Origin of the sequence: Luteibacter sp. ME-Dv--P-043b (genome assembly GCF_030209605.1) — a bacterium.
Taxonomy (GTDB): Bacteria; Pseudomonadota; Gammaproteobacteria; order Xanthomonadales; family Rhodanobacteraceae; genus Luteibacter.
On record NZ_JARVRT010000008.1, the window covers coordinates 238,564 to 255,803 of the forward strand.

Consider the following 17,240-nt stretch of genomic DNA (forward strand, 5'->3'; position numbering starts at 1 on the left):
TGCGGCCGAACTCGCTCAGAGGATGACCACCCGACGCCTCATCGCCGCGCCATACAAGCAACGGCGGCTCTGGCTCTGGCTCCGGCTTTGGATGTAGCCCCACTACGCCACTTCGCTCCTGCGTCTCAGCACGGCCAGCGGTTGCGCCCAGGTCGCACCCGGACGGCGCTTGCTGGTCACCAACGTCAGTTCGGACGGCTGGAACACGTTGATGTTGTGCGTGGCCGGCGTGGTCAGGATGTACTGGGCGCGGGTGGACTTGAGGAACGCGCCCACCTTGTCGATGTTGAAGATGTCCAGGTGCGCGAACGGCTCGTCGATGAAGACGAAGCCGCCCGGGCGATCCTCGTCGCGCATCAGTGCCACCAGCAACAACAGCGACTTCATGACCTGCTGGCCACCCGATGCCTCGCCGTCGTCCATGCCGATCCAGCCTTTCTTGTCGAACTCGAAGCGCACCTGCAGCGCGGCCGAGGCCAGGGCCAAATCGTCGTTGCTCAGCTCGGGCAGGTCCACGTCCACGCCGATGCCGGCCAGATCGGCCAGCACCTTGAGGTTGCGGGCATAACGGCGGACGGTGTTGCGTAGCACCTGGATGTACGCGCCGCGGGCCTCGTGCGTGATGCGTGACGCGCGCTCCAGATGGGCACGGCGTTTGTCCAGATCGAGCTTCAGGCCCTCGTGGTCTGCCCAGAGTTTTTCGCGCAGCGCGACCACGCTGGGGTCTTCTTCCCAGTGGCCCTCCGCCAGGCGTTGCTCGAGACGTATCACTTCGCGCTCGACAGCCCTGGCCGATTCGTAGCGTTCGCGCAGTTCCGCCATGGCGGCCCGGCTTCGCTGCGCCAGCGGGATATGCATGCGCTTGGCGCGGAATGCGCGCAGGCGTTCGATCTGTTCGTTACGCAACTGGTGGTGCTGCCGGCCCGCGTCGGTGAGCTGGCGCTGCACGTCGCGTTGTTCGCGCGCGGCGTTGTCGCGGGCGTTGGATGTCTTCAGGCGCTTGTCGCGGATGGCCTCGTAGTGAGCCTCTGCGGCGGCGTGGCTGTCCGCCGTGCGTTGCACGTCTTCCTGCAGGCGCGGCTGCTGGGCATGCGCGTCGGCAAACTCGTCCGCGCGGTCGGCCAGCTGGCTACTGGCGCTGGCGCCGCGCAGGATCGCTTCGGCATCGGCGGCGCGCGCCATGGCGTCCTTGCGCTCGGCAGCGATGTCGCGCAGTCGCGTCTCGATCTCGCGCAGCGCCGCTTCGCCATCGCGCAGCTGGCGCTCGCGCGCCCCGCTGCCGAAGTACATGTCGTCCACGCCCAGGTGGCGGCCGCCGCGACGCTCGCGAAAGTAACCCTGGGGTGTGATCCAGTCCTGGTCCTTGCCACACGTCGCCCCTTCGGCGATGTCTTCCACCCGGCGGATACGGTCCAGGTTGCGCAGCAACCAGTCCGGTGCCGCCGCGGAGAAGTCCACCACCTCGAGCAGGGAGCGCGGATGGGCGCGTTCGGCGGGTGCGCGGTCGGCCACGACGAAGTGCTTGTAACGATGCTGTTCGCCCAGCTTCCACGCGGCTTCGCGATCGCGCGGATCGTCCAGCAGTACCACGTGGCGGTAGCCCGCCAGCACGGCTTCCACCGCCGGCTGCCAACGTGGCTCGCGTATCTCCACGATCTCGCTGAGCATGCTGTGCCGTATGCCGGCTTCGTCCAGCGCACGGCGGAACGAGGCTTCGAACTCGGGCGTGTAACGACGCCCGCTGCGCCACGCGGCCAGCTGACCGGTCAGGGTCGTCAGCCGCTGGCGCAACACACCTTCTTCCGCTTGCAGCGCATGGACGGTGCTGCGCGCGTCGCGTGCGACATCGGCCAGGCGCTCGTGATCGGCACCGCCCTGGTTGGCAACCATCTCGCGCAGGCGCGCTTCCTGCTTGATGAGCAGGTCGTTCTGCGCCAGTTCGCCGCGAGCGGCGTCCAGCAGCTTGCGCGTCTGCTGGCGCGCGGTGTCCGCCTCGTTCTGTGCTGCCCGCAAGGCCTCGCCGGTGACGTCGAAATCGCCGAGCTGGCGGGTCAGGTCCGCATCGCGGCGCTCCAGGTCGGTGACGCGACGTTTGCCGCCGATCAGCTGCGGGCGCGCGCCCCGGATACCGCCGGCCAGTTCCGCCAGCTCCACCCGGGGCAGCACGCTGGCGACCAGATCGACCCGCTCGTTCTTCAGCGCGGTCCATTCCTGGTAGGAGCGGGCACGCGCTTCCGTTTCCTGCAGGCTGGCACCGATGAGGGACAGCTGGTGCTCCAGCCCGTGCTGCTCACGGTCGGCCTCGACCTGTTCGTTGCGCGCGCGCTGGTAGTCGTCGAGCACGGCCTTGTCGCCGAACACGTCGAACACCAGTTCGAGCAGCGCCTTGGGCGGCAGCTGGCAGAGCTTGTCGGTGGCGCCTTGTTCGAGCGTCAGTACCCGGCGGATTGCCTGGGACAGGCCCGCGCCCTCCAGGCGGACGCGGTAGTCGCGCAGCCCGAGGAAATCGTTTCGCGCGTCGATCTCCTCGATGCCGACATCGCCACCCAGCACGGCGTACTGCCGTGTCCATTCGCCGCCTTTCTTCTGGATGCGGCAGGCGAGGGTCACCTCGCGGTCCATCAGCGGAAAGAACGGGCGCTCGCCACTCGGTCCCGGGACGTTGCCTACGCGGGCACGCAGCCAGGCGTACGGCATGCCGTTGTGGCGCAGGTAGCTCTTGTAGTCGCGGTTGCCCGCGCAGTCGATGGTCAGCAGCGTGCGCAACGCGTCCAGCAGCGTGGTCTTGCCCGAGCCGTTCGGCCCCACCACCGTGACGATGTTGGTATCCAGCGGCAGGCTGAAACGCTGCCAGTAATCCCAGTGGACGACCTCGAGGCTGCGGAAATCAAACATCGGACGGCTCCTCCGGATGGATCGTCGCTGTGCCGGCCTCGTCGTCGTCCCCGTCGTCGTCCGGCACGGGCGCACGGTTCGCGGCATCGGTCAGCAGGTCGGCCAGCGCGCCGTCGAGGATGCGCCGCGCGGTACGTTCGTAGTCGAAGGCCAGGTCCAGCAGCGGACCTTCCGCCACATCGCCCTTGCGACGGATGATGAAGCCCAGCCGGTTCAGCGTGCCGAGGTTGAAGCCGACGCGTGTCTTGCCGCCCAGCTTGTCGCCGAAGTCCGCCAGAAGCGTGCGTTCGGCGATCACGGGGGAGACGGCCGGATCGCGCGGTATCGGCTTGCCTTCCGCGAACATCTGGCCCTGTGACGCCGCGGCATCGACCGCCTGGCGTTCGATCTGGCGCTGCCGCTTGGGCAGCACGATAAGTGCCCAGAGGACGACCAGCAGGGCCACGCCGTCGCGGTCGAGCTGCAGGGTGTTGGAGATCCAGCTGTCGCTGCCACCGAACACGGCGCGCTCGCTCTTGCGGGCCACGGCCAGGCCGATGTATGCCGCGTAGGGGTGCTCGCGCAGTTCCAGGCCGACGGCTTCCAGGCGACGGTCGAGTTCCTCGCGGAAGCCGTCGTCCAGCAGCGCCTTGCGCGCCTGTACGTCGTCGCGTGGCAGCCAGCGCTGGGAAAGCAGCCGGGTCACGAGGGTGGCGGTATCGTCATGCATCGGGGGTGTCCTTCGCGGTGTCGCGCGGACGCAGGCGTCCGGCGCTGACCCGCGCGATCTGGGGCAGGTCGGTGTCGATCAGTCGAGGCTCGATCTCCAGCGCCAGCGGCAGCCGGGCCAGGTCGGCGGTGCCGCCTTCCAGTGCGGCCGATTCGGGGTCGCCGAGCAGGCCGAGCAGCGACAACCGGTAGGCGGAGAGGGCGTAGTCGTCGCCGATCAGCGTGTCGGACAGCTCGCGTGGTGCGACGAGTGCGGCCAGCTCGGCGTGCCATTCGCCGAGGAAGCGCAGGTCTTCCTCGTCCATCGCCAGGTCGGCGGTGTCCGGCGGTTGTTCCGCGCCGGGCAGGGCGGTCGTCTCGGCGGCCAGGCGCTCGCGTTCCAGCAGCTCGAACTCGGCGACGTCCAACGCGATCTGGTCGTGGAGGAAGGGCGCAGGCAACGGCAGCAGCAGCTGTCCATCCTCGAATGACGCCAGCGCGTCGACATCCTGTGCGCGCAGCCAGCCGACCAGGTCGGACGACGACAGACCCGTGCGGCCCAGGTGCACCCGGTGCTGGTCGATCTTGTTGAGCTCGCGCTGGAAGGTGCCGGCCTGGCTGAGCAGGGCACTCTGCGCGCGGCCCACGGCCTGGGCCAACCGGTGCGCAGCCGGTTCCAGGTCCTCCTTGACGGTGATGCCCGCAACCACCTCGGTGCCTTTCTCCACCCAGGTCCACACCGAATCCAGCCGTTCGGCGGCGCGCCGGATGCGGTGCTCCGAGCCGGACAGCACGGCGCGGTCGAAGTCGTCCTTCAGTTCGGTCAGGCGCGAGAGCAGGTGCCCCAGTTCATCGACCGAGACACGGCCCACGGCCTGGCCAGCGGCCAGCTGCGCGGTGAGGTAGCCCAGCCCGTCGTCGTCGTCGTTCTCGAACTCGAGCATCACGGCCAGGGCGGCCAGCGCCTTGCGCCCCGGCAGGCCCACACGATAACGCTGGGTCTCGCCGTCGTAGACCAGCAGCTCGTGGTCCTTCAGGCGCTGGACCACCGTGTCGAGCTTGACCGCATCGACGAACGCCAGGTGATCGCGGATCTCCTGCGGCGTCCATTCGGTGGCATGCGTGCGGCCTCCCAGCGTGCGCAGGACCAGCAGGCGCAACAGCACCTGCGCCTCGCCGCCATGGAACAGCGCGGAGAACGCACGCAGCAGGCCCCGCCCGCGCAGCAGCGGAAACAGGGTGGGGATGTCCTCGACGACTACGCCGTCGCGGAAAAGATCCTGCAGGCGCTCATCGTGGAGAGGTGTGTCGGCTGGCCCGCCCAAGGTCAGCGACGGGGAATGCCGACGAAGCTGAGGAACTCCCCGCGGGTGCGCGGGTCCTCGCGGAAGCTGCCGAGCATCTGGCTGGTGACCATGGAGACGCCACGCTTGTGGACGCCACGCGTGGTCATGCACTCATGGGCGGCATCGATCACCACACCGACGCCACGGGGACGCAGCGTGTCGTCGATGCAGTGCGCGATCTGCGCGGTGAGTTTTTCCTGCACCTGGAAGCGGCGCGCAAAGCCTTCCACCACGCGGGCCAGCTTGCTGATGCCCACGACGCGATCGGTCGGCACGTAGCCGACATGGGCGCGGCCGATGATCGGCGCCATGTGGTGTTCGCAATGGCTTTCGAACTCGATGTCACGCAGGATGATCATCTCGTCGTAGCCGGCCACTTCCTCGAAGGTGCGGCGCAGGTACTCGGCCGGGTCTTCGTCGTAGCCCCTGAACCAGTCGCCGTAAGCCTTGACCACGCGCTTGGGGGTATCGAGCAGGCCTTCGCGCTGCGGGTCTTCACCTGCCCACAGGAGCAGGGTACGCACGGCTTCTTCGGCCTGCTCACGGCTGACCGGGCGGGACTTGTTGTCGTCGCTCATCGTGACGGTTCCTCGACGGGGCAAACACATAGTGTAGCGATGTTCAGGCCGGGCCGGCTCAGTCGCCGGCATCTTCCGTCGGGGTGTCGGTCTCGTCGATGGCACCGAGATCCAGAAGTTTTTGCGATTCCTCGCCGCCCAGGGATTCCACGCCACGCAGCTTGCGCTCGATGGCCCGCGTGCGTACCCCGGCGTTCTTGATGCTGTTGGTGGCCGAGTCCAGCTGTTTCTGGGTGCGTTCCAGCACGGTGGCGAACTTGCCGAACTCGTTCTTCACCGCTGCCAGCACCTGCCAGACCTCTGAAGAGCGCTTCTGGATGGCCAGGGTGCGGAAGCCCATCTGCAGGCTGTTGAGCAGGGCGGTCAGCGTGGTGGGGCCGGCAATGGTGACGCGATGGTCGCGCTGCAACTGGTCGGACAGGCCCGGCCGACGGATCACCTCGGCGTAGAGGCCCTCGGTCGGCAGGAAGAGGATGGCGAAGTCGGTAGTGTGCGGCGGCGACACGTACTTGGTATGGATACGCCGGGCCTCTTCGCGCACGCGCACTTCCAGGGCCTTGCCGGCGAGCAGGGCGCCTTCCAGGTCCGCGGCATCCTGGGCGTCGAGCAGGCGCTGATAGTCCTCGACGGGGTATTTCGCGTCGATGGGCAGCCACACGGGGCCGCTGTCGTCGTCGCCACCGGGCAGGCGGATGGCGTATTCCACGCGCTCGGCGGAGCCCGGCACGGTGGCGACGTTGGAGGCATATTGCTCGGCCACGAGGATCTGCTCGAGCAGGGCGCCCAGCTGTACCTCACCGAAGGTGCCGCGGGTCTTCACGTTGGTCAGGACGCGCTTGAGGTCGCCCACGCCGGTGGCCAGCGCCTGCATCTCGCCCAGGCCGCGCTGCACGGCCTCCAGGCGCTCGGATACCAGCTGGAACGACTGGCCCAGCCGGGTCTCCAGCGTGGACTGCAGTTTTTCGTCTACGGTGGCGCGCATCTGCTCCAGCTTGGCTGCGTTGTCCTGCTGGATGGCGCCCAGCCGGGTTTCCAGCGTGGTGCGGACATCGGTCAGGCGTTTCTCGTTGTCGGCGGTGAGCGTGCCGAAACGCTGGTCGAGCAGCTCGCCGAAATGCTTCAGCGTGACGGCGGATTCCTCGCGCGTTTTCCGGGCATCGTCGCCCAGGCCCTGACGCAACGATTGCAGGCCGAGATCGGTGCGCTCGGTCAGTTGGTCCAGCCGCTTGCCGAAGGCCTCGATGCGCTCGTGCTGGCGCTCGGCGGCGTGCTGCAGTTGCTCCTGCACGTGGGTGCGGAACTGGCCGAAGCTCTCGCCCAGCTCGCCGCGACCCGCGCGTTGCTCGTCGCGCAGCACGGTTTCGAGGCGGCGCGTGTCGTCACGCAGGCCGTCCAGGCGGGCGGCACTGCCGTCGTCCTGCCTGCCACTGCGCGAGACGACGACGAAGAGCAAGGCGAGGCACGCCAGTACGGCGACCAGCAGGACGACAAGGAGAACGGTTTCGAGGGTCATGGCGCGAGGTTACCTGTGTTGCGGACATCCCGCGCGCAGGCTAGGGCGGGGCTTTCTCAGATCTCGCGATTGCCGACGATCACCACGTCGGCCGGGCGCTTCGCGAACAGGCCGACGGCCACGATGCCGACGATCTGGTTGAGATCGGCTTCCAGCGCCACCGGGTCGGTAATGCGCCAGTGGTGCACGTCGAGGATCCAGTTGCCGTTGTCGGTGACGACGCCATCGCGCCACACCGGCTGGCCGCCGCGGGCGGCGATCTCGCGCGCCACATGGCTGCGGGCCATGGGGATCACTTCGATGGGCAGCGGGAAGGTGCCCAGCACGTCCACCTGCTTGCTCGCGTCGATGATGCAGACGAACTTGTCGGAGGCGGCTGCGACGATCTTCTCGCGCGTGAGCGCGGCGCCACCGCCCTTGATGAGGCGTTTGTGCGGATCGCATTCGTCGGCGCCGTCGACATAGAGGTCGAGTCGCCCGGCGGCGTTGAGGTCGAGCACGTCGATGCCGAGCTTGCGCAGGCGCGCGCTGGAAGCGTCCGAACTGGACACCGCCGCCTTGATGCGGTCACGGTACTGGGCCAGTTCGTCGATGAAGAAGTTGACGGTGGAACCGGTGCCGACGCCGATGATGCCGCCGCGGAAACCACCCTCGCCCACGTAGCGGAAGGCGGCGGTTTCGGCGGCGAGACGCTTTTCGTTGTCCTGGCTCATGCGTTTTCCAGCGTGAGGATGAAATCCCAGTCGCCCTTGGCCACCGGCATCACTGAAAGGCGGTTGCCCTTGCGCACCAGTGGCATGTCCGCGAGTTCGTCGATCTTCTTCAGTTCGTCCAGCGTGATGGTGCGGGCGAGCTTACGCTCGAACTTGACGTCGACCAGCATCCAGCGCGGTTCTTCCCGCGTGCTTTTCTCGTCGTAGTACTTGGACTTGGCGTTGAACTGGCTTTCGTCCGGATACGCGGGCGACGCCACCGAGGCGATGCCGACGATGCCGGGAACCTCGGTGTTGGAATGGTAGAAGAAGATCTTGTCGCCGACCTTCATGCCGTCGCGCATGAAGTTGCGCGCCTGGTAGTTGCGTACGCCGTCCCAGGGTTCGACGCCCTTGCGCTTGAGATCGTCGATGGAGAACGTATCCGGCTCGGACTTCATGAGCCAGTACTTCATGCGGCGCCGCTCGTGCAGTCGATCAGGGCCTTGTCCGTCGCGACGTAATCGAGCGGGATATCCCACTCGGCGGTCTCGATGGTGTCCAGTTCCTGGAAATCGTAGGCGACGCCGACCAGCAACGGCTTGGCCGGGCGTGGCTGCCCGCGCAGGAACTCGAAGCTGCGGTCGTAGTAACCGCCACCGAAGCCCAGGCGGTTGCCCTTGCGGTCGAAACCCAGCAGCGGCACCAGCACCAGGTCGAGCTTGTTCGCCTCGACGATGTTGCCGGACGCCTTCGGCTCGGGGATGCCCATTTCGTTGGATTCGACGTCTTCACCCGTGGCCCACGGGGCGAAGGTGAGCCGGCGCTTGCCGCCCGACTTGGTGACGATGGGCAGGTAGAACGTCTGCCCGCGCTCGGCAAGCGGCGCGATGGCGAGGTTCAAGGGCAGCTCGCCACCGGTGGCCCAGTAGCCGGCCACATGCGTGTCGGTGACGAATTCGGGGAGTTGTTCCAGCGACTGGCGCAGGCCCTGCGCCGCGGCCACGCGCTCGGCCGGCTTCAGCTGGCGTCGGCGCTGGACGAGGTCGGCTCGAAGTTCGCGTCTCTCGGGGAGCTTTGACATGGACGTTCAGCCGGACGGCACGGTCGGAAGGTTGCCGTCGAGCCGCCCCGCCCGGTGCCGCGGGAAGGGCGCTGACCGGCCCTGCGGGCCGACCGGCGAGAATGGAGAGGCGTTCTCCGCGATGCCGCTGCGCACCAAACGACCTTGATCCAAAGGATCAGGTGGGAGAGCTAGGCGGCATCAAGGCTTTCCGCACGAAGGCGGACATGCACAACAGCCACCAAAAGCCGACCCGGGGTCGTATGTAGGAACAAGGCAAATGTAAAGTGCGCTGGCGAACACCGCAGGGAACGCCCGACGCTATTTTACCGGCGCGTCGAGCAGACCATCAAGCTTTCTGCGCAGTGCGGCAAGACCGTCGGTCAGCACCTGTTCCTGCGAGCCGTGCTCCTTTCTGAGCGAAAGCAGCTCGTGGGCGATGCTGACGGCCGCCAGCACGGCGATCCGGTCGAAGCCGGGCGCCTTGGCATGGGCCTTCAGCTCGCGCATCTTGCCGTCGAGGAACTGTGCGGCGGCGATCAGGCCGGGGCGTTCTTCCGGGGCGCACGCGATGTGAAACTCGCGATCGAGCAGGCGGAGGGAGACCGGTTCGCTGGCGGTGGCGTTCATAAAGGTGGCCTCAGCCGGTGTTTTCGAGCGCCTTGAGGCGCTGGATCATCGCTTCCACGCGGCTGCGCGCCTGTTCGTTGCGCGCCATCAGCCCCGCACGTTCGTTCGCCAGCTGCTCCTGGCTGTGCCGCAGGCTGCGGTTTTCCTCGGTGAGACGGCGAACGGTATCGACGAGCCGGTCGAGCGTGGCGCTCAGGGCTTCCAGTTCGGTCTTGAAGGCATCCGGGTTCGTCATGCGCGGACTATAACAGGACGTTTTCGCCGTGTCGGCAATCCGTGAAGGCCTTCGACGGAAGCAGGCCGAAGATGGCTGCATTAGACTGCCCGCTCTCGCCTCCAGGAGTAGCCGCCATGTCGGCCAACCAGACCGTCGATCCGGAAGAGATCGCCGAGCTCATCGCCCGCTGCAAGCTGACCCTGTCGGTCAGCGAATTCCATGGCTCCCTCGTGGGTTACATCTGTGCCGGTGGCCGCTTTCCCCGCCATGACGTGCTGGCGGCGATCGAGCTCGAGCCCGATCCGGCCCCGTCCGCCGACGAACAGGCGATGCTCTCCCGGCTGCGTCACCAGACCGAGGAATGGCTGGCCGATCCGGACCTGACCTTCTCGCCCTGGCTGCCTGACGACGACGCGCCCACCGCGGAGCGGGCGGAGGGCCTGACCGACTGGGTGCAGGGCTTCCTGGGCGGGTTCGGCCTGGGTGGCTCGGTCGAGGCCAACAAGGGCATGAGTGACGATGCGAAGGAGGTCCTGCAGGACATGGCCGGCATCGCCACGACGGACTTCGAGTTCGACGCCGACGAGGATGTCAACGACGAAAGCCTGACCGAACTGGAAGAGTTCGTCCGTGCCGGCGCCATGTTGCTGCACGCTGAACTCAGCCGAGCCCCCCGGACGGCGAACGACACCCTGCATTGATCGCCGCGGCCGAGTACGCCCGGCGGCGCCGGGAGCTGATGCGCATGACCGGTGAGGACGCCGTGCTGATCCTCGCCGCAGCGCCCGAGCGCATGCGCAATGCCGACGCGCCCTGGCCCTACCGGCAGGATTCCGACTTCCATTACCTGACCGGTTTCGACGAACCGGATGCCGTGCTGGCCCTGCTGCCGGGCCGCGCGCACGGTGAAACCGTGCTGTTCTGCCGCGAGCGCGATGCCGAGCGCGAGCGCTGGGACGGCGAGCGCATGGGCACGGATCGCGCCGCTCGCGAGCTGCGCCTGGACGATGCGTTCCCGATCGACGATATCGACGACATCCTGCCCGGCATGATCGAGGGCCGGGCACGCGTGTACTGCCACTTCGGCCAGGAGCCGGATTTCGACGCCCGTCTGCTGGCGTGGATGCGTCGCCTGCGCACCGCACGGGGCGGCGGCGTGGTACCGAAGGACCTCGTGGCACTGAGCCACCTGCTGCACGACATGCGCCTGTTCAAGTCCCGCGACGAACTGGCCCTGATGCGCCGCTCCGCCGAGGTGGCCGGCGCGGCGCACGTCGCCGCCATGGCCATGGCGCGCCCCGGCGTGGCCGAGTACGAGATCGAAGGCGAGATCCTTCGCACCATCCGCGGACGGGGCGCCTTTCCCGCGTTCCCGCCGACCGTGGCCGGCGGCGCCAACGCCTGCGTGATGCACTACCACGCTAACCGCGCCACGTTGCGCGACGGCGACCTGCTGTTGATCGACGCCGGTGCCGAGGTGGATTGCTACGCCTCCGACATCACCCGCACATACCCTGTCGGCGGGCGTTTCTCGCCGACGCAGCGGGCGCTCTACGACATCGTGCACGAGGCGCAGCTGGCCGCTATCGACGCCGTGCGGCCCGGCCGTTCGTTCGCCGAATCGCATGACGCCGCGGTACGCGTGATCGCCCACGGCCTGTGCGCCCTCGATATCCTTCCCGGCGACCCGGCGCGTGCTATCGCCGAAGGCAGCTACAAGACTTACTTCCCCAGCAAGACGGGTCACTGGCTCGGCCTCGACGTGCACGACGTTGGCGACTACCGCATCGACGGCGAGCCCCGCATCCTCGAGGAAGGCATGGTCGTCACCGTCGAGCCCGGCATCTACATCCCGTCGGACGACAAACGGGTCGACGAACGCTGGCGCGGCATCGGCATCCGCATCGAGGACGATGTGGCGGTGACCCGCGGTGCGCCGGAAGTGATGACCGCGATGGTGCCGAAGGCGCCGGCCGATCTGGAGCGTTGAGACCCGCGCACACGCGGATCAATGCCCCTCGTGCTTCGGCATCGGGTCGCGCTTCCGGCTCGCGTCGTCGTCCGAGTGCACCTCGTACCACATCGCATTGAGCACGGCGAAGCTGCAGGCCAGTCCCAGGCCGAGTATCCAGGCGAAATACCACATGGTGTCGTTGCTCCTTCAGTACATGTTGTGCGACTTGCGCACGTGTTCGAGGGTGACGCGGCCGCGCATCACGCGATACACCCAGCCCGTGTAGAGCAGGATCAGCGGGATGAACACCACCGTGACGCCGAGCATCAGCCACAGCGTGCCGCGGCTGGACGAGGCGTCCCATACGGTGAGGCTGGACACGGGGAAGGTGGCCGAGGGCATGAGGAACGGGAACAGCGCGAAACCCGCCGACAGGATGGTGCCGGCGACCGCGAGCGAGCTGGAAAAGAACCCGGCGAAGCCGCGCCGGCCGACGAAGGCCTGTACGCCCAGCGCGCCGATGAGTGCCAGTGCGGGTGCCGCCCAGAACGCGGGGTGCGTCGCGTAACCGGCAAACCACGTGCCCCCGATGGCGACATGCTTGCCCAGCGGGTTTGACACCCCGTTGGCGGGGATGGGCCCCGAGATGGCGAAACCTGGAATGCCATAGGCCAGCCAGACACCCGCCAGGGCGAACAGCAGCAGATAGGCCAGCGACGTGATGCGGGCGATTTTCGCCGCGCGCTCGGCGATCACATGGTCGGCCTTCATCGCCGCCCAGCACGCGCCATGGGCCAGCAGCATGCTCAGGCTGACCAGGCCGGACAACAGGGCGAACGGGCGGAACAACTGGAAGAAGCTGCCGTCCCAGGTCATCCGCAGATCGCCGTCGTAGTGGAAGGGCAGGCCGAGGAACAGGTTGCCGAAGGCGACGCCGCAGACCAGCATCACGATGACGCCGGAGGCGATCAGGCAGCTGTCCCAGACCAGTTGCCAGCGCGGGTCGTCCACCTTCTCGCGGAAGTTGAAGCCGACGGGCCGGATGATGAAGGCCACCAGCAGCACGAACATCGCAACGTACAGCCCGGAGAACGAGGCTGCGTACAGCAGCGGCCACGCGGCGAACACCGCGCCGCCGCCGAGGATGAACCACACCTGGTTGCCTTCCCACGTGGGCTCGATGGTTTCCAGCAGCACGCTGCGTTCGTGCGGATCGCGGCCCAGCACGCGAAGCAGCGCGGCCACGCCGAAGTCGAAGCCGTCCATGATGGCGAAGCCGATCAGCAGCACGCCGATCAGGGCCCACCAGATGATGCGAAGGGTGTCGTAGTCGAACATGGTGTTGACCTCAGGCCGTTTGCGCGGTGGCGGGGAGGGCGTCGGCACGATGCGGCCACATGCCCAGGCCGTCCGGGCCCTTGCGTGCGAACTTCAGCATCAGGTAACCGTCGACGATGGCCAGTGCGGTGTAGAACAGAGCGAAGCCGCCGATCGAGATCCACACCTGGCCGGCGGTGAGCGACGAGGCGCCCAGCGCGGTAGGCAGCACGCCCTCGATCGCCCAGGGCTGCCGGCCGTATTCAGCGACCACCCAGCCCAGCTCCGCGGCCACCCAGGGCAGCGGCAAACTCCATAGCGCGGCGGTGAGGAAGCGACGTCCATCCAGGCGGCGCTTGCTGGCGCGCCAGAACGCATAGGCAAACAGCCCGATGAAGTAGAGGCCGCAGGCCACCATGATGCGGAACGACCAGAACAGCACCGGCACGTTGGGAATGGTGCTGTCGGCGGCGCGCTGGATGTCGGCCGGGGTGGCCTTGCGCGGATCGTCCATGAAGCGTTTCAACAGCAGCGCGTAGCCCATGTCCTTGTCGTGTGCCGCCAGGATCGCCCGCGCCTGCGCATCGTCCTTGTTCTCGCGCAGCACCAGCATGGCGTCGTACGCCTTGATGCCCTCACCGATGCGGACCTTGGCATCCTCCACGAGGTTGCGGATGCCGGGGATGGGCTCGTCGATGGAGCGGGTGCCGATCAGGCCCATCACCCAGGGCACCGTGACGGCGGCATGGGTGGTGTGGTTCTTCACGTCGGGCAGGCCGAACAGCGTGAACGACGCGGGCGCCGGTTCGGTTTCCCACATGGCCTCGATGGCGGCCATCTTCATCTTCTGGTTTTCGGAAATGGTGTAACCGGACTCGTCGCCCAGCACGACCACCGACAGTGACGCGGCGAGGCCGAAGCTGGCCGCCACCGTGATCGAGCGTTTGGCGAACTCGATGTTGCGTCCGCGCAGCAGGTACCACGCGCTGATCGACAGGACGAACATCGCACCCATGGTGTAGCCCGCGCTCACCGTGTGCACGAACTTGGCCTGGGCCACCGGGTTGAAGATCACCTCGGAGAACGAGGTCACCTCCATGCGCATGGTCTGCGCGTTGAAGGCGGCGCCCACGGGGTTCTGCATCCATGCGTTCGCGATCAGGATCCACAGCGCGGAGAGGCTGGTCGCCAGGGCGAGGAACCAGGTCACCAGCATGTGCTTGACCGGCGAGATGCGATCCCAGCCGAAGAAGAACAGCCCGGCCAGCGTGCCTTCCAGGAAGAACGCCATCATGCCTTCGATCGCCAGCGGCGCGCCGAAGATGTCGCCGACGTAATGCGAGTAGTAGGCCCAGTTGGTGCCGAACTGGAATTCCATGGTGACGCCGGTAGCCACGCCCATGGCGAAATTGATGCCGAACAGCACGCCCCAGAACTGGGTCATGCGTTTCCATACCTCGCGGCGCGTCATCACGTACACGCTCTCCATGATCGCGAGCATGAAGGCGAGCCCGAGCGTGAGGGGCACGAAGAGGAAGTGATAAAGCGCTGTCAGCGCGAACTGGAAGCGCGACAGGCCGACGACATCGGGGTCGACGATCATGGGTGGGGTTCCTGGGTGGAGGCGGAGACGGGTGAGAAGGCACGGCCGACGCCTGCGGGCGACACGTCCGCACGGGGCAGCGGCCGGATGGCCACGTACCAGATGAGCATCAGCAGGGCCAGCTTGGCGACGATGATGACCGCGAGCTCGAGCACGAGGCGCTTCAGCGGCCGGTCGCGCCAGCGACGACGGAGGGGTGGGCGGTCGACAACCACGGTTGCGACTCCTGGATTCTTGGAGAACTGACGGCATCGTATGCCCGCATCGGCCGCCGCGATGGGTGGCCGATTGTCGCAACGGACTGATCGCGTATGCTTCCTTCACGCCCCGTGGGAACCCCGATCCGGTATGTCACAGACCCCCATGCGCTATGGCTCGGTGGACGTCGTCCGCGGGCTCACGGTGGCCGCCATGCTGCTGGTCAACGATCCCGGCGACTGGGGCCATGTCTGGTGGCCGCTGGAGCACGCCGCGTGGAACGGATTCACGCCGACCGACCTCGTCTTCCCGCTGTTCCTCTTCATCGTTGGCGTGTCGATCGCGCTGGCGATCGTGCCGCGGATCGAGGCTGGCGCGGCCAGGCCGCCGATCCGGCGTGCGGCGATACGCCGCGCGCTGCGCATCGTCGGCCTGGGCCTGTTGCTCAACGTCGTCGCCTGGCTCGCCATCCCCGAAGCACACCTGCGCCTGCCGGGCGTGCTGCAGCGTATCGGCCTGTGTTTCGCCCTGGCCGCGCTGCTGGCCATTCACGTGCGCGGCGCCGCGCGCGACCTTGTCGGCGTGGCGTTGCTGGTGCTTTATGGGGCCGTGTTGCTTGCCGGCGGCATGGCGCCGTGGACGAACTGGGTGAGCCGTCTCGACAGCGCCGTGTTCGGGCCGTTCGTCTACGTCGTGGATGCCGTTACCGGCCGCGGGCACGATCCGGAAGGCCTGTTGGCCACCTTGCCGGCGCTGGTCACCACCCTGATCGGCGTACGCGCGGGTACCTGGCTGCGCCGGGGCGCGTGGCGTCACCTGCTTGGCGCGGCCGTGGTGTGCGCGCTGGCCGGCTGGGCCCTGCAGGGGGTGTGGCCGTGGAACAAGAACCTCTGGACGCCTGGCTACGTGCTGTGGGCCGCGGGCTGGTCGTTCGCGATCCTCGCGCTCATGCACGTCCTCGTCGACGTGCGCGGTTGGCGGGTGCCCGGCAGGACGTTCGGCCTGAACGCCATCGCCGCCTATGCCGGATCCGGGCTCATGGTGTACCTGCTGATCGCACTGGGCGTTACCGCACCGCTGTACCGCGTGGCCTTTGCGGGGTGGATGACGCCGCTGTTCGGCCCTTACGTGCCGTCGGCGGCGTGGGGTGTCGTGTTCGTCGCGCTGTGGTGGCTGATCGTCCGCGGCATGGACCGCCGCGGCATCTACCTGAAGGTGTGACGCCTAAAGCAGGGCGAAGGCATCCCGGGTCAGGTTTTCCGGCTCGCCTTCGCGGCAGACCACGTCGTCCTCGATGCGGATGCCACCGTACGGGCGGAACGCGTCCACCCGGGCCCAGTCGATGTCGCCGGCGAACGGCTTGTCCTTCAGCTCGGCCAGCAGCATGTCGATGAAGTAGATGCCCGGCTCGATGGTCACCACCATGCCCGCTTCCAGTGGGCGCGTCAGGCGCAGGTAGGGGTGGCCTTCCGGCTTGGCGATGGTGCCGCCGGTTTCCGCCGCCTGGAAGCCGCCCACGTCGTGCACCTGCAGGCCGATGCCATGGCCCAGCCCGTGCGGAAAGAACGCGGACGACACGCCGGACTCGACGGCGCTCTCGGGGCTCATGCGGATGAAACCATGATCGCGCAGTACACCGGCCAGCGCATGGTGCGCGTGCACGTGCAGTTCGGGGTAGCTCTGGCCGGGACGCACGCGGGCGACGAACGATTGCTGCGCGGCGTCCACGGCATCGATCAGCGCCTGGAATTCACCGGCATCGCGGCCGGCGTAGGTGCGCGTGATGTCGCTGGCGTAACCGGAGGCGCCGGCACCGGCGTCGATCAGGAACGAGCGGCTCTCGGCCGGCGAGTGGCGATCGAAGTTCGTGTAGTGCAGCACCGCGCCGTGCTCGTTGAGGCCGACGATGCTGGCATAAGGCAGCTCGGCGTCGAGCTGGCCCACCGCCGCCAGGTAGGCCTGGTGGATGCCCAGCTCGCTGGCGCCCTCACGGAAGGCATGCTCCGCCGCACGATGCCCGCGGGTGCCGCGGCGGCTCGCCTCGCGCATCAGTTCCAGCTCGTAGGGCGTCTTGTATGCGCGGTGGTAATGCAGGTGGTCGATGACCGCCTGCGGATTGTTGGCGCACACCTGATCGAACCCGCAGTCGCGGTCACCGATGATGGCGCTGCGGGCCGGCGAGGGAAGTTCCGCGATCGCATCGGCGGGCTTGCGCACCACCACGATGTCGAACTGGTCTACCCAGTAGCCCTGCGGCGCTTGCGGCACCACATGCCAGTAGTCGCGCGGCTGCAGGAACACCAGCCTGGGTTTCTCCCCCGGGGTGTACACCAGCCAGCTGCCCGGCGCGTCCAGCAACGGCAACCAGTGCTTGAAGTGCGGATTGACCACGAACGGGTAGTCCAGGTCGTCGAGGAACTTCGTGATCGGGCGACCGGCCGGCACGACCAGATGCTCGAAGCCGCCGCGCGCCAGCGCGGTGTCGGTGCGCTCGCGCAGCGTGGCGAGGTGCTGGGGATACAGGGCGGCCAGCGCGTCGTTCATGGG

18 protein-coding genes and 1 other RNA gene are annotated in these 17,240 nt (G+C 67.6%); 3 read left to right on the forward strand and 16 right to left on the reverse strand.

What is annotated here, in order from left to right; all coding sequences use genetic code 11:
- Nucleotides 1-102: 102 nt before the first annotated feature.
- The 11 genes from QRN34_RS06040 to QRN34_RS06090 form a co-directional block, all read right to left on the reverse strand.
- Nucleotides 103-2,895: an AAA family ATPase gene (locus QRN34_RS06040; RefSeq protein WP_285402916.1), complete on the reverse strand. Its 2,793-nt coding sequence runs from the start codon at nucleotides 2,893-2,895 to the stop codon at nucleotides 103-105.
- Entirely contained in the window at nucleotides 2,888-3,604 is a 717-nt protein-coding gene (locus QRN34_RS06045) for a hypothetical protein (RefSeq protein ID WP_285402917.1), read from the reverse strand. Before QRN34_RS06045 ends, QRN34_RS06040 begins: the two co-directional genes overlap by 8 nt.
- Nucleotides 3,597-4,907, reverse strand: coding sequence for a hypothetical protein (locus tag QRN34_RS06050; protein WP_285402919.1), 1,311 nt, complete (start codon nucleotides 4,905-4,907; stop codon nucleotides 3,597-3,599). Before QRN34_RS06050 ends, QRN34_RS06045 begins: the two co-directional genes overlap by 8 nt.
- A gap of 2 nt (nucleotides 4,908-4,909) precedes the next feature.
- Entirely contained in the window at nucleotides 4,910-5,506 is a 597-nt protein-coding gene (folE, locus tag QRN34_RS06055) for a GTP cyclohydrolase I FolE (RefSeq protein WP_285402921.1), read from the reverse strand.
- Between the two features lie 58 nt (nucleotides 5,507-5,564).
- On the reverse strand, nucleotides 5,565-7,019 hold the full coding sequence (gene rmuC, locus QRN34_RS06060; protein WP_285402923.1) for a DNA recombination protein RmuC: 1,455 nt from the start codon (nucleotides 7,017-7,019) through the stop codon (nucleotides 5,565-5,567).
- 56 nt (nucleotides 7,020-7,075) lie between these two features.
- The gene (rpiA, locus tag QRN34_RS06065) at nucleotides 7,076-7,732 is read right to left on the reverse strand and encodes a ribose-5-phosphate isomerase RpiA (protein WP_285402925.1); all 657 of its coding nucleotides are present in this window, start codon (nucleotides 7,730-7,732) and stop codon (nucleotides 7,076-7,078) included.
- Nucleotides 7,729-8,187 (reverse strand): EVE domain-containing protein, encoded by a 459-nt coding sequence (locus QRN34_RS06070; RefSeq protein WP_285402927.1) that lies wholly within the window; start codon nucleotides 8,185-8,187, stop codon nucleotides 7,729-7,731. Before QRN34_RS06070 ends, rpiA begins: the two co-directional genes overlap by 4 nt.
- Nucleotides 8,184-8,795 (reverse strand): 5-formyltetrahydrofolate cyclo-ligase, encoded by a 612-nt coding sequence (locus QRN34_RS06075; RefSeq protein WP_285402929.1) that lies wholly within the window; start codon nucleotides 8,793-8,795, stop codon nucleotides 8,184-8,186. Before QRN34_RS06075 ends, QRN34_RS06070 begins: the two co-directional genes overlap by 4 nt.
- 109 nt (nucleotides 8,796-8,904) lie before the next feature.
- Nucleotides 8,905-9,088, reverse strand: a non-coding RNA gene (gene ssrS / locus QRN34_RS06080) — 6S RNA.
- Between the two features lie 7 nt (nucleotides 9,089-9,095).
- Nucleotides 9,096-9,404 (reverse strand): cell division protein ZapA, encoded by a 309-nt coding sequence (locus QRN34_RS06085; protein WP_036139439.1) that lies wholly within the window; start codon nucleotides 9,402-9,404, stop codon nucleotides 9,096-9,098.
- Nucleotides 9,405-9,414: 10 nt separating this feature from the next.
- Nucleotides 9,415-9,639 carry a TIGR02449 family protein gene (locus tag QRN34_RS06090; RefSeq protein ID WP_036116258.1) on the reverse strand — a complete coding sequence of 75 codons (225 nt, stop codon included), beginning with the start codon at nucleotides 9,637-9,639 and terminating at the stop codon, nucleotides 9,415-9,417.
- Between the two features lie 116 nt (nucleotides 9,640-9,755).
- Between QRN34_RS06090 and QRN34_RS06095 the strand changes: the two genes are divergently transcribed.
- Together QRN34_RS06095 and QRN34_RS06100 are read left to right on the forward strand one after the other, a co-directional pair.
- Entirely contained in the window at nucleotides 9,756-10,322 is a 567-nt protein-coding gene (locus QRN34_RS06095; RefSeq protein ID WP_285402938.1) for a UPF0149 family protein, read from the forward strand.
- Nucleotides 10,319-11,611 (forward strand): aminopeptidase P N-terminal domain-containing protein, encoded by a 1,293-nt coding sequence (locus QRN34_RS06100; protein WP_285402940.1) that lies wholly within the window; start codon nucleotides 10,319-10,321, stop codon nucleotides 11,609-11,611. Before QRN34_RS06095 ends, QRN34_RS06100 begins: the two co-directional genes overlap by 4 nt.
- A gap of 18 nt (nucleotides 11,612-11,629) precedes the next feature.
- On the opposite strand, the gene cydX is transcribed toward QRN34_RS06100, so the two are convergent.
- Genes cydX through cydP form a run of 4 tightly spaced genes read right to left on the reverse strand, consistent with a single transcriptional unit; the run spans nucleotide 11,630 to nucleotide 14,710 of the window.
- Nucleotides 11,630-11,767: a cytochrome bd-I oxidase subunit CydX gene (cydX, locus tag QRN34_RS06105; protein ID WP_285402941.1), complete on the reverse strand. Its 138-nt coding sequence runs from the start codon at nucleotides 11,765-11,767 to the stop codon at nucleotides 11,630-11,632.
- 15 nt (nucleotides 11,768-11,782) lie between these two features.
- On the reverse strand, nucleotides 11,783-12,913 hold the full coding sequence (cydB, locus tag QRN34_RS06110) for a cytochrome d ubiquinol oxidase subunit II (protein WP_285402943.1): 1,131 nt from the start codon (nucleotides 12,911-12,913) through the stop codon (nucleotides 11,783-11,785).
- Between the two features lie 10 nt (nucleotides 12,914-12,923).
- Nucleotides 12,924-14,495, reverse strand: coding sequence for a cytochrome ubiquinol oxidase subunit I (locus tag QRN34_RS06115; RefSeq protein ID WP_345782892.1), 1,572 nt, complete (start codon nucleotides 14,493-14,495; stop codon nucleotides 12,924-12,926).
- Complete coding sequence (gene cydP / locus QRN34_RS06120; protein WP_036139451.1) at nucleotides 14,492-14,710, reverse strand: cytochrome oxidase putative small subunit CydP; 219 nt, start codon at nucleotides 14,708-14,710, stop codon at nucleotides 14,492-14,494. The genes QRN34_RS06115 and cydP overlap by 4 nt, the downstream gene beginning before the upstream one ends.
- A gap of 133 nt (nucleotides 14,711-14,843) precedes the next feature.
- On the opposite strand from cydP, the gene QRN34_RS06125 reads away from it, so the two are divergent.
- The gene (locus QRN34_RS06125) at nucleotides 14,844-15,914 is read left to right on the forward strand and encodes a heparan-alpha-glucosaminide N-acetyltransferase domain-containing protein (protein WP_285402946.1); all 1,071 of its coding nucleotides are present in this window, start codon (nucleotides 14,844-14,846) and stop codon (nucleotides 15,912-15,914) included.
- A gap of 3 nt (nucleotides 15,915-15,917) precedes the next feature.
- On the opposite strand, the gene pepQ is transcribed toward QRN34_RS06125, so the two are convergent.
- Nucleotides 15,918-17,237 carry a Xaa-Pro dipeptidase gene (gene pepQ, locus QRN34_RS06130; protein WP_285402948.1) on the reverse strand — a complete coding sequence of 440 codons (1,320 nt, stop codon included), beginning with the start codon at nucleotides 17,235-17,237 and terminating at the stop codon, nucleotides 15,918-15,920.
- Between the last annotated feature and the right edge of the window lie 3 nt (nucleotides 17,238-17,240).

What these genes read in the sequence shown, in the direction of transcription:
- rmuC (WP_285402923.1), bottom strand. Translation starts at nt 7,019, where the DNA reads ATGACCCTCGAAACCGTTCTCCTTGTCGTCCTGCTGGTCGCCGTACTG.
- rpiA (WP_285402925.1), bottom strand. Translation starts at nt 7,732, where the DNA reads ATGAGCCAGGACAACGAAAAGCGTCTCGCCGCCGAAACCGCCGCCTTC.
- QRN34_RS06115 (WP_345782892.1), bottom strand. Translation starts at nt 14,495, where the DNA reads ATGATCGTCGACCCCGATGTCGTCGGCCTGTCGCGCTTCCAGTTCGCG.
- QRN34_RS06045 (WP_285402917.1), bottom strand. Translation starts at nt 3,604, where the DNA reads ATGCATGACGATACCGCCACCCTCGTGACCCGGCTGCTTTCCCAGCGC.
- QRN34_RS06040 (WP_285402916.1), bottom strand. Translation starts at nt 2,895, where the DNA reads ATGTTTGATTTCCGCAGCCTCGAGGTCGTCCACTGGGATTACTGGCAG.
- cydX (WP_285402941.1), bottom strand. Translation starts at nt 11,767, where the DNA reads ATGTGGTATTTCGCCTGGATACTCGGCCTGGGACTGGCCTGCAGCTTC.
- pepQ (WP_285402948.1), bottom strand. Translation starts at nt 17,237, where the DNA reads ATGAACGACGCGCTGGCCGCCCTGTATCCCCAGCACCTCGCCACGCTG.
- QRN34_RS06070 (WP_285402927.1), bottom strand. Translation starts at nt 8,187, where the DNA reads ATGAAGTACTGGCTCATGAAGTCCGAGCCGGATACGTTCTCCATCGAC.
- folE (WP_285402921.1), bottom strand. Translation starts at nt 5,506, where the DNA reads ATGAGCGACGACAACAAGTCCCGCCCGGTCAGCCGTGAGCAGGCCGAA.
- QRN34_RS06075 (WP_285402929.1), bottom strand. Translation starts at nt 8,795, where the DNA reads ATGTCAAAGCTCCCCGAGAGACGCGAACTTCGAGCCGACCTCGTCCAG.
- QRN34_RS06090 (WP_036116258.1), bottom strand. Translation starts at nt 9,639, where the DNA reads ATGACGAACCCGGATGCCTTCAAGACCGAACTGGAAGCCCTGAGCGCC.
- QRN34_RS06085 (WP_036139439.1), bottom strand. Translation starts at nt 9,404, where the DNA reads ATGAACGCCACCGCCAGCGAACCGGTCTCCCTCCGCCTGCTCGATCGC.
- cydB (WP_285402943.1), bottom strand. Translation starts at nt 12,913, where the DNA reads ATGTTCGACTACGACACCCTTCGCATCATCTGGTGGGCCCTGATCGGC.
- QRN34_RS06095 (WP_285402938.1), top strand. Translation starts at nt 9,756, where the DNA reads ATGTCGGCCAACCAGACCGTCGATCCGGAAGAGATCGCCGAGCTCATC.
- QRN34_RS06125 (WP_285402946.1), top strand. Translation starts at nt 14,844, where the DNA reads ATGTCACAGACCCCCATGCGCTATGGCTCGGTGGACGTCGTCCGCGGG.